The organism is Streptomyces sp. NPDC051310, assembly GCF_044455245.1.
GTDB lineage: Bacteria > Actinomycetota > Actinomycetes > Streptomycetales > Streptomycetaceae > Streptomyces.
In genome coordinates this window covers 1-12313 of sequence record NZ_JBITEO010000002.1, presented here as the reverse complement: position 1 = coordinate 12313, position 12313 = coordinate 1, and the positions used below count along the sequence as shown (strand labels likewise).

Here is a 12313-nt window from a genome sequence, read left to right as displayed (position 1 = left end):
CACAACCGGCCGCGGCGCCCGCTGGGCACGCGCAGCGATTCGCGCCGGGAACGTGGACGGAGGTCCCGCCGCGGTGCTGGGGTGTGCGCCATCGAACACACCGACGAGGGAGAACCGATGAGCGCTGCCGCCCTGCGGGTGCGGGGTCTGACAGCCGGGTACGGCAAGGTACGGGCCCTGCGCGACGTCTCGCTCGACGTACCGGACGGCGCGGTCGTCGCGGTCCTCGGCGGCAACGGCGCAGGCAAGTCCACACTGCTGCGCGCCCTGTCGCGCACGCTCGCCTTCCACGGCGGCGCCGCCACCGCCGGCACCGTCGCCTTCGGCGGCCGCCCGCTGGACACCCTGCCGCCCGACCGGGTCGTCGCGGCCGGGCTCTGCCACGTACCGGAAGGCCGCCAGGTCTTCGCCCGCATGACCGTCGAGGACAACCTCCGCGCCGGAGCCCTCGGGGCCCGTGCCGGGGGCAGGGCCGGCAGGGCCGCCGCGCTGCGCCGGGTGCACGAGCTGTTCCCGGTCCTGGCCGAACGCGCCCGCCAGCGCGCCGGCCTGCTGTCGGGCGGCGAGCAGCAGATGCTCGCCGTCGCCCGCGCCCTGATGGCCTCCCCGCGCCTGCTCCTGCTGGACGAACCGTCCCTCGGGCTCGCCCCGCTGATGGCCGCCCGGATCGCCGACACCGTGAAGGAGATCCACGCCCAGGGCACCTCCGTCCTCCTGGTGGAGCAGAACGCCGCCCTGGCGCTGCGCCTGGCGACCCACGCGTACGTGCTCGAGGTCGGCGAGGTCACCATCGAGGGCCCCGCCGCCGAGCTGGCCGCGTCCGACGAGGTGCGCCGGCGCTACCTGGGCGTCGTGGACGAGCAGGCCGCCGGGGACGCGGTTCCCGCCGGCGGACCGGTGCTGGCCCGCTGGGAGGCAGAGGCATGATCCTCGACGTCAGCGACCTGACCGTCCGCTTCGCCGGGCTCACCGCCCTCGACGGCGTCGGCTTCACCGTGCAGCCCGGCACCGTCCACGCGGTGATCGGCCCGAACGGCGCCGGCAAGTCCACGACCTTCAACGTGCTGTCCGGCGTCTACCGCGCCACCTCCGGCAGCGTCCGCTTCGGCGACCACGAACTGACCGGGCTGCCCCCGCACCGCATCGCGGCCCTGGGCATCGCCCGCATCTTCCAGAACCTGGCGCTGCCGCCCCACGCCACCGTGGCCGACGCGCTGATGCTGGGCCGCCACCGCCTGACCCGCGCCGGTTTCCTCGCCACCGGGCTGCGGCTGCCCTCCGCCGCCCGCGAGGAGGCCCGCCACCGGGCCCGCGTCCGCGAGATCGCCGACTTCGTGGGCCTCGCCGGCAAGCTGGACCAGCCGGCCGCCTCCCTCCCGTACGGCCAGCAGAAGCTCGCCGAACTGGCCCGTGCCCTGTGCATGGAGCCGCGCCTGCTGCTGCTGGACGAACCCGTCGCCGGCATGACCGCCGGCGAACGCCGCCGCACCGCCGCCGTCATCGCGGGCGTCCGCGACAGCCTCGGCATCTCCATCGTCCTCGTCGAGCACGACATGAGCATGGTGATGCGGCTCGCCGACTCCGTGACCGTCCTCGACTTCGGCCGCCGTATCGCCGGCGGCGCACCCGCCGACGTACAGAACGACCCGGCCGTCGTCCGCGCCTACCTCGGACAGGAGACCGCCGAGTGACCACCTTCGCCGAACTGCTCCTCAACGGAGTGTCCCTCGGCTCCGTCTACGCCCTCATCGCCCTCGGCTTCGTCGTGATCTTCCGCGCCACCGAGGTCGTCAACTTCGCCCACGCGTCGCTGCTGCTCGCCGGCGGGTACGTCACCGCCGTCCTCCACGACGACATCGGCTTCTGGCCCGCCCTGGCGGCGGGCATCGCGGGAGCCGCGCTCGTGGGCGCCGCCGTCGAGTTCCTGGTGATGCGCCGCCACCGCGGCGCGGACCACAGCGTCCTGGCCATCGTCACGATCGGCGTGGACATCCTGCTGACCACCGAGCTGACGCGCCGCATCGGCACGGACGTGCTCGCCCTCGGCGACCCGTGGGGCGACGCGGTGGTGAGCCTCGGCCCGGTGACCGTCGCGCAGACCCGGATCGCCGCGCTGGCCGCCGCCGCCCTGCTCATCACGGCGTTCCTGCTCGCCTTCCGGTTCACCGCCTGGGGCGTCGCCATGCGGGCCGCCGCCGAGAGCCCCTCCACCGCGGCGCTGATGGGCGTACGGCTCGGGCGGGTCTCCCTCGGAGCCTGGGCCGTCGCCGGCGGCCTCGCCGCGGTCGCCGCCCTCTTCCTGACCGTCTTCCCGACCCCCGGCCTGGAACGCTCCACCTCCCTCGCCGCGCTCAAGGCCTTCCCCGCCGCCATCCTCGGCGGCCTCGACTCCACCACCGGCGCGCTCGTCGGCGGGCTGCTCGTCGGCATCACCGAGTCCCTCGCCACCGGCTACCAGAGCGACCTCACCTTCCTCGGCCGCGGCATCGGCGACCTCGCGCCCTACCTGCTCATGGTCGCGGTCCTGCTGATCCGCCCCGCGGGACTCCTCGGCACGAAGGAGCTCGCCCGTGTCTGACACCGCGTCCCGGGCCCTCCCCGCGGCCCTGGCCCGTCCCCGTACGTACGCGGTCGCCGCCGCCGCGGTCCTGCTCCTCGCGCTGCCCTTCTACCTGGAGCGGTTCTGGCTCCAGGCGGGGCTGTTCGCGATGGCCGCCGCCATCGGCGCCATCGGCATCAACCTGCTCACCGGCGCCGCCGGCCAGCTCTCCATGGGCCACGCCTTCTTCCTCGCCGTCGGCGCGTACGGCTACTGCGCCTTCGCCGGGGACGGCAGCGACGGGCTGACCGGCCTCGGCATGCCCGGCTGGCTCGCCGCCGTGGGCGCGGTGGCGCTCGCGGGCGCGGCGGGCGGTCTGTTCAGCCCCATCGCCGGGCGGCTGAACGGCGCGTACCTCGGCATCGCCACGCTCGCGCTGATCTTCATCGGCCAGCACGTGCTCTTCAACGCCCACGACCTGACGGGCGGCTTCAACGGCCGCGCCGTCCCGCCGCTCAGCCTCTTCGGGCTCACCTTCGACGACCGCGAGCTGCTGGTCGCCCAGGTGCCCTTCGGCGCGGCCGAGAAGCTCTGGTACCTGGGCCTGGTCCTGCTCGTCGCCTCCGCGCTCTTCGCCCGGGGCGTGCTGCGCGGCCGGCCGGGCCGCGCCCTGAACGCCGTCCGGGACCACCGCATCGCGGCCGGGGTGCTGGGCATCCCGGTGGCCCGCTACCGCGCCGCCGCGTTCGTGCTCTCCTCGATGTACGCCGGGCTCGCCGGCGTCCTGCTCGCGCTGGTGTTCCAGCGGACCGTGCCGGAGTACTTCGGCATGCTGCTCTCCCTCGAGTACCTCGCCATGATCGTCATCGGCGGGCTGGGCTCGGTGGCGGGCGCGGTGGTGGGCGGCGTCTTCGTCTCCCTCCTGCCGCAGATCCTCAACCGGTACAGCGACGCGCTGCCCCTCGTCTCCGCCCCCGGCGGGGGCGGGATCGCCCCGGGCGAGGCGTCGCGCTACCTCTACGGCGCCGCCGTCGTCGCGGTGGTGCTCTTCCTGCCCGGAGGCCTGGTCCGCCTGGCCGCCCGGCGCCCCGTACGCACCCCAGCGGAGGAACGATGACCACACGCAGACACCGGCGGCTCGCCGCGGCCCTCACCGCGCTCGTCGCCCTGACGGCGGCCGCGGGCTGCAGCTCCAAGGCCAAGGACGGCGACGGCGCCGGCCGGGGCGCCGACGGCGTGAAGACCGGCCGGGGCGTCGACGACAAGGTGATCCGGCTGGGCGTCCTGACCGACATGACCGGGGTGTACGCCACGCTCGGCAAGAGCGTCACCCAGGCCCAGCAGCTGTACGTCGAGCAGCTCAACGCGGCCGGAGGGGTCTGCGGGCGCACCGTCGAGCTCACGGTCCGCGACCACGGCTACGACCCGCAGAAGGCGCTCGCCGGATACACCGAGCTGGAGCCGAAGGTGCTGGGCTTCCCGCAGTTCATCGGCTCGCCCTTCGTCGCCGCGGTCAAGCAGCGGGTCGACGGCCGGGACAAGGGGCTGGTCCTGCCGCAGGCGTGGTCGGCGTCGCTGCTCGGCAGCCCGTCCATCCGGGTGATCGGCTCCACGTACGACATCGAGACGATCAACGCGGTCGACTTCCTCCTGAAGGAGAAGGGCCTGAAGAAGGGCGACAGGATCGGCCACGTCTACTTCGAGGGCGACTACGGCGAGAACGCGCTGGCAGGCTCGAAGTACGCGGCAGGCAGGGCCGGGCTCACGGTCGTCGAGCAGAAGATCAAGCCGACCGACAACGACATGTCGGCCCAGGTGGCCGCCCTGAAGCAGGCCGGCGTCAAGGCCGTCGTGCTCAGCGCCGGCCCGCGCCAGGCGGCCTCGCTCGTCGGGGTCGCGGCCGCGGTGAGGCTGACCGTGCCGGTCATCGGCAACAACTCGGCCTACGCCCCGCAGCTGCTGGCCACCCAGGCCGGGCCGGCGCTGGAGAAGATGTACTACGTGGCCACGCCGACCCTCCCGATCGGCGCGGACGCCCCGGCCGCCCGGAAGCTCGCCGCGGACTACCGCGCCGCCTATCCCGGGGACAGCCTGGACAACGGCATCGTCGCGGGCTGGTCGGCCGCCCAGGTCTTCGGCGAGGCCCTGAAGAAGGCGTGCGAGGCGGAGGACCTGACCCGGGCAGGCGTCGGCAAGGCCCTGCTGACGCTGAAGGCCCACGACGCGGGCTTCGGCGTGACGCACGACTTCTCCGACCCGCAGGCGCCCTCGTCGCGCCGCAGCGTCGTGATCCAGCCCGACAAGTCCGTCCCCGGCGGCGCCCGGGTCGTCCGCGCACCGCAGGTCTCGGAAGCGGCGGAGGGCTTCACGCCGGGCTCCTGACGCCGCGGCCGGCCGTGTCACCGCGCCGAAACACCCCCGTGCCAAGCTCGGGTCATGAGCGAAGACACCAAGGACGACATCCGGGACGACACGGTGACGGCCCACCGGATCGAGTGCCTGACCCCGGCACGGATCCGGGCCCAGGCCGCCGGCGGACTCGCCGCCCTGCTCGTGGACGCCGTCGACAGCGGCGCCTCCGTCGGATTCCTCGCCCCGCTCGGCCACGCCGAAGCGGCCTCCTGGTGGCAGGAGGCCGCCGAGGAGGCCGAGCGGGGCGTCCGCACGGTATGGGCCTCGTACGGGCCCGACGGCGCCGTCACGGGCGTGATCAGCCTCGTCCGGGCGGGCATGCCGAACCAGCCCCACCGGGGGGAGATCTCCAAGCTGCTGGTGCACCGCGACGCCCGCGGCCGCGGGCTCGGCCGGCGGCTGCTCGCGGCGGCCGAGCGGGCCGCGGCCGGGGAGGGCCGCACGCTGCTGGTGCTGGACACGGAGTCCGGCAGCGGGGCGGAGACCCTCTACCGCAGGGCGGGCTGGACCCGCGCCGGCTCCATCCCGGGCTACGCGCTCACCCCGGACGGCGCTCCCCACCCCACGACGTACTACTACAAGGCCCTGGACGGCGAGGCCCTGGACCGCGAGGCCCTCGACCGGGTCTGAGGCGCGCCCGGCCGGGTGCGGGCACAGCGGAAGGGCCCGGGTGCTGGGGAAGCACCCGGGCCCTTCTTGTCGTCCCTGCGAGGCTACGGCAGCTGCGCCGCCCGCGCCTCGCGGCTGACCCGCCGGTTGTCGCGGAAGGTGTTCACGCGCCGGGCCGTCGCGAAGAGGGGGATCACGGCGCCCAGCACCACCTGCAGCGCGCAGCCGGTCTGGAGCAGCAACTGGCCGCCAGGGGCTTCGAACGCCCACGCCGCCAGCAGGCCCATCGCGCCGACGATCCAGCTGAGCATCGCCACCGCGAGGACACCTCGCGGCTTGGGGTACTCCACCCGGCTGACCATCAGCCACGCCGTCCCGATGATCGCGAGCAGGGTCGGGATGAACGGCAGCTCCAGCAGCACGATCGAGACGACCGTCAGCGCTCCGAACGGGGACGGCATGCCCTGGAACATGCCGTCCTTCATGGTCACGCAGCTGAATCTCGCAAGCCGCAGCACCACCGCCAGCAGCACCACGATGGCCGCCACCGCGGACACCCGCTGGTGCGCGTCGTGCGTCACCATCCCGTACACCAGGACGAAGTACGCCGGGGCCAGACCGAAGCTGATCAGGTCCGACAGGTTGTCGAGCTCGGCGCCCATCGGCGAGCTGCGCAGCTTGCGCGCGACGAGCCCGTCGAAGAGGTCGAAGACCGCCGCGCACAGCATCAGGATCACGGCGGTCGCGGCGGAGTGCCGCGCCATGCCGGTCTCGTCGCTGCCCGTCAGGTGCGGGATCAGGATGCCGGTGGTGGTGAAGTACACCGCCATGAAGCCGCACGTGGCGTTGCCCAGCGTGAGCGTGTCCGCTATCGAGAGCCGCAGCGAGAGCGGCATCTCCTCGGCCTCGTCGGCGCCGTCCGCCTCCGCTGCCCAGTCGGCCCGTGTGTCAGGATCAATCACGGTCAATTCGAGTCACCCCCGCGGTCGTGGTCTGACCGACCTCGACAGCGACGTCGACACCTTCCGGAAGGTAGATGTCAACGCGCGATCCGAAGCGGATCAGACCGATGCGCTCGCCCTGCTCGACCTTGGTCCCCTGGGGGATGTACGGCACGATGCGCCGGGCGACCGCCCCCGCGATCTGCACCATCTCGATGTCGCCGAGCTCGGTGTCGAAGTGCCAGACAACGCGCTCGTTGTTCTCGCTCTCCTTGTTGAACGCCGGCACGAACCCGCCCGGCACGTGCTCCACCGACGTCACCGTGCCCGCGAGGGGGGCGCGGTTGACGTGGACGTTCAGCGGGCTCATGAAGATGGCGACCCGCGTCCGCCCGTCCTTCCACGGCATGATGCTCTGCACCACCCCGTCGGCGGGCGAGATGACCCTGCCCTGAGCGATCTCGCGCTCGGGGTCGCGGAAGAACCACAGCATGCCCGCCGCCAGGGCGGTGGTGGGCACAGCGATGGCCGCGGCGCGCTTGGAACGGCGCGCACGGGCAAGACTGAGTGCGGCGGTGGCGACGGTCGGCAGAAGCCACGGCGACGCTCCGCGAGCGATGCGTACGCCGAGGAGGCTGTCGCGAGGTGCAGAGGTTTGGCTGTGGGGCATGGATGACCTTCGTAGCGGATGATGCCGCGCGGATGCGGGGGACGGCGGCTTTTCGGCGATGCTATCGGTTGCGGGCCGCAACTGGGCAAGCCAGAAGCCGAGTCGGCGGCCGGAAGACGATGACAGGGTGTGATCTTCTTCGCGGCCGAACCGACCGAAAAGCGACAATCACCCCTGGAACCGGTACTCCTCCAGCAACCGACGCCCAATGATCATTTTCTGGATCTCGGCGGTACCTTCACCGATGAGCAGCATCGGAGCCTCTCGGTAGAGACGCTCGATTTCGTACTCCTTCGAGAACCCGTAGCCACCATGGATACGGAAGGCATCCTCCACGACCTCTTTGCAGTATTCGGAGGCGAGGTACTTCGCCATCCCTGCTTCCAGGTCGTTTCGCTCCCCGGAGTCCTTTTTGCGAGCTGCGTTGACCATCATGGCATGAGCGGCCTCGACCTTGGTAGCCATCTCGGCCAGCTTGAACTGGATCGCCTGGTGCTGCGCGATCGGCTTGCCGAAAGTGTGACGCTGCTGGGCATACGAGACACCGAGCTCGAATGCACGCTGTGCGACGCCGCAGCCACGGGCCGCCACATTCACCCGGCCGACCTCTACACCGTCCATCATTTGGTAAAACCCTCGGCCGGTGACCCCGCCGAGCACCCGATTGGCCGGAATGCGCAGTCCGTCCATGATGAGCTCGGTGGTGTCGACCCCCTTGTAGCCCATCTTGTCGATCTTCCCGGGGATGGTCAGGCCGGGCCGGACCTCTCCGAAGCCGGGCTCCTTCTCCACCAGGAAGGTCGTCATCGACTTGTGGGGGGCGGTGCCCTCCGGGTGTCCTTCGTCACTTCGGACGAGAACGGCGACGAGCGTTGACGTGCCGCCGTTCGTGAGCCACATCTTCTGGCCGTTCAGGACGTACTCGTCGCCGTCCTTGACCGCCTTCGACGTGATCGCCGACACATCCGAGCCGAGCGCCGGCTCGGACATCGAGAACGCACCCCGCACCTCGCCGGCCGCCATCCGGGGGAGGAAGGTGTCCTTCTGCTCCTGCGTGCCGTGCTGCTTGAGCATGTACGCGACGATGAAGTGGGTGTTGATGATGCCCGAGACGGACATCCAGCCGCGCGCGATCTCCTCCACGCACAGCGCGTACGTGAGCAGGGACTCGCCCAGACCCCCGTACTCCTCCGGGATCATCAGCCCGAAGACACCCAGCTCCTTCAGCCCGTCGACGATGTCCTGCGGGTACTCGTCGCGGTGCTCCAGCTGGGTCGCGACCGGGATGATCTCCTTGTCCACGAAGTCGCGGACGGTGGAGAGGATCTCCTGCTGGACGTCGGTCAGACCGTGGGTCTGCGCGAGTCGGGCCATGACTACTTCTCCGTCTTTTCCGAAGGGGCGTTCAGCTCCGGGCGGCCGGGCTGCTCGCCGCCGCGCTCCTTGATGTACGTCTCCGTGGGGACCATCACCTTGCGGCGGAACACGCACACGAGGGTGCCGTCCTGCTTGTAGCCCTTGGTCTCGACGTAGACGATCCCGCGGTCGCTCTTGGACCTGGACGGGAACTTGTCGAGGACGGTCGTCTCGCCGTAGATGGTGTCGCCGTGGAAGGTCGGCGCCACGTGCCGCAGCGACTCGATCTCCAGGTTGGCGATGGCCTTGCCGGAGACGTCCGGCACGGACATGCCCAGCAGGAGGGAGTAGATGTAGTTGCCGACGACGACGTTCTTCCCGAAGTCCGTCGTCTTCTCCGCATAGTTGGTGTCCATGTGGAGCGGGTGGTGGTTCATCGTCAGCAGGCAGAAGAGGTGGTCGTCGTACTCGGTGACCGTCTTGCCGGGCCAGTGCTTGTACACGGCGCCGACTTCGAAATCTTCGTAGGTGCGACCGAACTGCATGGTGCTCAGGCCTCCGGGGCTTCGAACGTCGAGGTGCGGGTCATGCCGGCGGCGCGTCCCTTGCCGGAGATGACGAGCGCCATCTTGCGGCTGGCCTCGTCGATCATCTCGTCGCCGAGCATCGCGGAGCCCTTCTTGCCGCCCGCCTCGGACGTGTAGTACTCGTACGCGTCCAGGATCAGCTCGGCGTGGTCGAAGTCCTCCTGCGAGGGCGAGAACACCTCGTTGGCCGCGTCGACCTGACCCGGGTGCAGCACCCACTTGCCGTCGAAGCCGAGCGCCGCGGCGCGGCCGGCCACCTCGCGGAAGCCGTCCACGTTCTTGATCTGCAGGTACGGACCGTCGATGGCCTGCAGGTCGTTGGCGCGGGCCGCCATGAGGATCTTCATCAGGATGTAGTGGTACGCGTCGGCCGGGTAGCCGGGCGGCTGCTCGCCGACGACCAGCGACTTCATGTTGATGGACGCCATGAAGTCCGCCGGGCCGAAGATGATCGTCTCGATGCGCGGTGAGGCCTGCGCGATCGCGTTGACGTTGTTGAGGCCCTGGGCGTTCTCGATCTGGGCCTCGATGCCGATCCGGCCGACCTCGAAGCCCATCGTCTTCTCGATCTGGGTCAGCAGCAGGTCCAGCGCCACGACCTGCTCGGCGTTCTGCACCTTCGGCAGCATGATGCAGTCGAGGTTCGGGCCCGCGCCCTCGACGACCGTGACCACGTCGCGGTACGTCCACTTGGTGGTCCAGTCGTTGACCCGCACGACCCTGGTCTTGCCCGTCCAGTCGCCCTCGTTGAGGAACTTGACGATGGTGTGCCGCGCCTCCGGCTTCGCGAGCGGCGCGCACGCGTCCTCCAGGTCCAGGAAGACCTGGTCGGCCGGCAGGCCCTGGGCCTTCTCCAGGAAGCGCGGGTTCGAGCCGGGGACCGCCAGGCACGAGCGGCGCGGGCGGAGACGGTTCACGGGGGTGGTCATGCGGGGACCTCCAGGGGGTCGAGCTTGTTCGCTTTCCGGATCTCGTCGACGATACGGCCGATGATCTCCGTAATACCGAAGTCCTTCGGAGTGAAGACGGCGGCGACGCCCGCCCGCTTCAGTTCGGTGGCATCGGCGTTCGGGATGATCCCTCCGACGATGACCGGAATGTCCGACGCACCGGCCTCGCGGAGCCGGGACAGCACGTCGGGGACCAGCTCGGCGTGCGAGCCGGACAGGATGGACAGGCCCACGCAGTGCACGTCCTCGGCGAGCGCGGCGTCCACGATCTGCTCGGGCGTGAGCCGGATGCCCTGGTAGACCACCTCGAAGCCGGCGTCACGCGCGCGGACCGCGATCTGCTCGGCGCCGTTGGAGTGCCCGTCCAGACCCGGCTTGCCCACCAGCAGCCGCAGCCGCCCCGCGCCCAGCTCGGACGCCGTGCGCGCCACCTTCTCGCGGACCGCGGCGAGCGGAGTGCCCTCCTCGGCGGTGATCGCCACCGGGGCGGACGACACGCCCGTCGGCGCGCGGAACTCGCCGAAGACGTCCCGCAGCGCCCAGGCCCACTCGCCGGTGGTGACGCCCGCGCGGGCGCACTCCAGGGTCGCCGGGAAGAGGTTCTCGTCCCCGGCCGCGGTCGCCTTCAGCCGGGCCAGCGCCTCCTGGGCGCGGCCCTCGTCGCGGTTGTCCCGCCATTCGTGGAGCTTCGCGACCACCCGCGCCTCGTTCGCCGGGTCCACCGTCATGATCGCGGTGTCCAGGTCCGCGGTGAGCGGGTTGGGCTCGGTCGACTCGAAGCAGTTGACGCCGACGATCTTCTCCTCGCCCGCCTCGATCCGGGCGCGCCGCTCGGCGTGCGAGGAGACCAGCTGCGACTTGAGGTAGCCGGATTCGACGGCGGCCATCGCGCCGCCCATCTCCTCGATCCGCCGGATCTCGGCGAGGCACTGCTCGACGAGGTCCTCGACCTTGGCCTCGATGACGTGCGAGCCGGCGAAGATGTCGTCGTACTCCAGCAGGTCGCTCTCGTGCGCGAGCACCTGCTGGATGCGCAGGGACCACTGCTGGTCCCACGGCCGGGGGAGGCCCAGCGCCTCGTTCCAGGCCGGCAGCTGGACGGCACGCGCGCGGGCGTCCTTCGACAGCGTCACGGCCAGCATCTCGAGGACGATCCGCTGGACGTTGTTCTCCGGCTGCGCCTCGGTCAGGCCGAGCGAGTTGACCTGCACGCCGTAGCGGAAGCGGCGCTGCTTGGGGTCCTCGATCCCGTACCGCTCACGCGTGATCCTGTCCCAGATGCGGCCGAAGGCGCGCATCTTGCACATCTCCTCGACGAAGCGGACACCCGCGTTCACGAAGAAGGAGATACGGGCGACGACCTCGCCCTTGCGCTCCTCGGGCACCTGTCCGGAGGCGAACACCGCGTCGAGGACGGCGATCGCCGTCGACATGGCGTACGAGATCTCCTGGACCGGCGTGGCCCCCGCCTCCTGCAGGTGGTAGCTGCAGATGTTGATCGGGTTCCACTTCGGGATGTGGTTCACCGTGTAGGTGATCATGTCGGTGGTCAGGCGCAGGGAGGGACCCGGCGGGAAGACGTGCGTCCCGCGCGACAGGTACTCCTTGACGATGTCGTTCTGCGTCGTCCCCTGGAGCCTGGTGATGTCCGCGCCCTGCTCCTCGGCGACCACCTGGTAGAGCGCCAGCAGCCACATGGCGGTGGCGTTGATGGTCATGGAGGTGTTCATCTGCTCCAGGGGGATGTCCTGGAACAGCCTGCGCATGTCACCGAGGTGCGAGACGGGGACCCCGACCCGGCCCACCTCGCCGCGGGCGAGGATGTGGTCGGGGTCGTATCCGGTCTGCGTCGGCAGGTCGAACGCGACCGACAGGCCGGTCTGGCCCTTGGCGAGGTTGCGCCGGTACAGCTCGTTGGACGCCTCGGCCGTGGAGTGGCCGGCGTACGTCCGCATCAGCCACGGCCGGTCCTTGCGACGCTCTGTCATCTGGGGACCTCAGATGTTCCGGAAGCGGTTGATGGCGTCGATGTGCTGCGCGCGCTTCTCCTGGTCGCGGACGCCGAGGCCCTCTTCGGGGGCGAGGCACAGGACGCCGACCTTGCCCTGGTGGAGGTTGCGGTGCACGTCGTAGGCGGCCTGGCCGGTGTCCTTAAGGGAGTACACCTTCGACAGGGTGGGGTGGATCTTGCCCTTGGCGATGAGGCGGTTGGCTTCCCATGCCTCGCGGTAGTTGGCGAAGTGGGAGCC

Annotated in this window: 12 protein-coding genes and 1 pseudogene; 6 read left to right on the top strand and 7 right to left on the bottom strand. The window is 70.9% G+C overall.

The features are described from left to right. The first annotated feature begins 117 nt into the window (after positions 1-117). Genes ACIA79_RS02630 through ACIA79_RS02605 form a run of 6 tightly spaced genes read left to right on the top strand, consistent with a single transcriptional unit; the run spans position 118 to position 5581 of the window. Positions 118-927, top strand: a complete 810-nt coding sequence (locus tag ACIA79_RS02630) for an ABC transporter ATP-binding protein (protein WP_399426295.1) — start codon at positions 118-120, stop codon at positions 925-927. Continuing rightward, complete coding sequence (locus ACIA79_RS02625) at positions 924-1691, top strand: ABC transporter ATP-binding protein (protein WP_399426293.1); 768 nt, start codon at positions 924-926, stop codon at positions 1689-1691. The genes ACIA79_RS02630 and ACIA79_RS02625 overlap by 4 nt, the downstream gene beginning before the upstream one ends. After that, complete coding sequence (locus tag ACIA79_RS02620; RefSeq protein ID WP_399426291.1) at positions 1688-2578, top strand: branched-chain amino acid ABC transporter permease; 891 nt, start codon at positions 1688-1690, stop codon at positions 2576-2578. Before ACIA79_RS02625 ends, ACIA79_RS02620 begins: the two co-directional genes overlap by 4 nt. Next, positions 2571-3656 (top strand): branched-chain amino acid ABC transporter permease, encoded by a 1086-nt coding sequence (locus ACIA79_RS02615; RefSeq protein ID WP_399426290.1) that lies wholly within the window; start codon positions 2571-2573, stop codon positions 3654-3656. The genes ACIA79_RS02620 and ACIA79_RS02615 overlap by 8 nt, the downstream gene beginning before the upstream one ends. Then, positions 3653-4921: an ABC transporter substrate-binding protein gene (locus tag ACIA79_RS02610; RefSeq protein ID WP_399426288.1), complete on the top strand. Its 1269-nt coding sequence runs from the start codon at positions 3653-3655 to the stop codon at positions 4919-4921. Before ACIA79_RS02615 ends, ACIA79_RS02610 begins: the two co-directional genes overlap by 4 nt. Positions 4922-4975: 54 nt before the next feature. After that, entirely contained in the window at positions 4976-5581 is a 606-nt protein-coding gene (locus ACIA79_RS02605; protein ID WP_399426287.1) for a GNAT family N-acetyltransferase, read from the top strand. Positions 5582-5664: 83 nt separating this feature from the next. On the opposite strand, the gene pssA is transcribed toward ACIA79_RS02605, so the two are convergent. The 7 genes and pseudogenes from pssA to ACIA79_RS02570 form a co-directional block, all read right to left on the bottom strand. Then, positions 5665-6522 carry a CDP-diacylglycerol--serine O-phosphatidyltransferase gene (gene pssA / locus ACIA79_RS02600; protein ID WP_399426285.1) on the bottom strand — a complete coding sequence of 286 codons (858 nt, stop codon included), beginning with the start codon at positions 6520-6522 and terminating at the stop codon, positions 5665-5667. After that, positions 6515-7171: a phosphatidylserine decarboxylase gene (locus tag ACIA79_RS02595; protein WP_031073919.1), complete on the bottom strand. Its 657-nt coding sequence runs from the start codon at positions 7169-7171 to the stop codon at positions 6515-6517. The genes pssA and ACIA79_RS02595 overlap by 8 nt, the downstream gene beginning before the upstream one ends. 168 nt (positions 7172-7339) lie before the next feature. Beyond that, positions 7340-8545 (bottom strand): acyl-CoA dehydrogenase family protein, encoded by a 1206-nt coding sequence (locus ACIA79_RS02590; protein WP_031073920.1) that lies wholly within the window; start codon positions 8543-8545, stop codon positions 7340-7342. 2 nt (positions 8546-8547) lie between these two features. Further along, positions 8548-9072, bottom strand: a complete 525-nt coding sequence (locus ACIA79_RS02585) for a MaoC family dehydratase (protein ID WP_399426283.1) — start codon at positions 9070-9072, stop codon at positions 8548-8550. A gap of 5 nt (positions 9073-9077) precedes the next feature. Then, entirely contained in the window at positions 9078-10043 is a 966-nt protein-coding gene (locus ACIA79_RS02580) for an HpcH/HpaI aldolase/citrate lyase family protein (RefSeq protein ID WP_399426282.1), read from the bottom strand. Then, positions 10040-12052 (bottom strand): protein meaA, encoded by a 2013-nt coding sequence (locus ACIA79_RS02575; RefSeq protein ID WP_399426280.1) that lies wholly within the window; start codon positions 12050-12052, stop codon positions 10040-10042. Before ACIA79_RS02575 ends, ACIA79_RS02580 begins: the two co-directional genes overlap by 4 nt. A gap of 9 nt (positions 12053-12061) precedes the next feature. Further along, positions 12062-12313, bottom strand: a pseudogene (locus ACIA79_RS02570) (crotonyl-CoA carboxylase/reductase); the annotation flags it as partial.

Bases quoted from the DNA above. Each gene is read 5' to 3' on its own strand.
- ACIA79_RS02630 (WP_399426295.1), top strand. From the start codon at position 118: ATGAGCGCTGCCGCCCTGCGGGTGCGGGGTCTGACAGCCGGGTACGGC.
- ACIA79_RS02625 (WP_399426293.1), top strand. From the start codon at position 924: ATGATCCTCGACGTCAGCGACCTGACCGTCCGCTTCGCCGGGCTCACC.
- ACIA79_RS02610 (WP_399426288.1), top strand. From the start codon at position 3,653: ATGACCACACGCAGACACCGGCGGCTCGCCGCGGCCCTCACCGCGCTC.
- ACIA79_RS02605 (WP_399426287.1), top strand. From the start codon at position 4,976: ATGAGCGAAGACACCAAGGACGACATCCGGGACGACACGGTGACGGCC.
- ACIA79_RS02595 (WP_031073919.1), bottom strand. From the start codon at position 7,171: ATGCCCCACAGCCAAACCTCTGCACCTCGCGACAGCCTCCTCGGCGTA.
- ACIA79_RS02590 (WP_031073920.1), bottom strand. From the start codon at position 8,545: ATGGCCCGACTCGCGCAGACCCACGGTCTGACCGACGTCCAGCAGGAG.
- ACIA79_RS02585 (WP_399426283.1), bottom strand. From the start codon at position 9,072: ATGCAGTTCGGTCGCACCTACGAAGATTTCGAAGTCGGCGCCGTGTAC.
- ACIA79_RS02580 (WP_399426282.1), bottom strand. From the start codon at position 10,043: ATGACCACCCCCGTGAACCGTCTCCGCCCGCGCCGCTCGTGCCTGGCG.
- ACIA79_RS02575 (WP_399426280.1), bottom strand. From the start codon at position 12,052: ATGACAGAGCGTCGCAAGGACCGGCCGTGGCTGATGCGGACGTACGCC.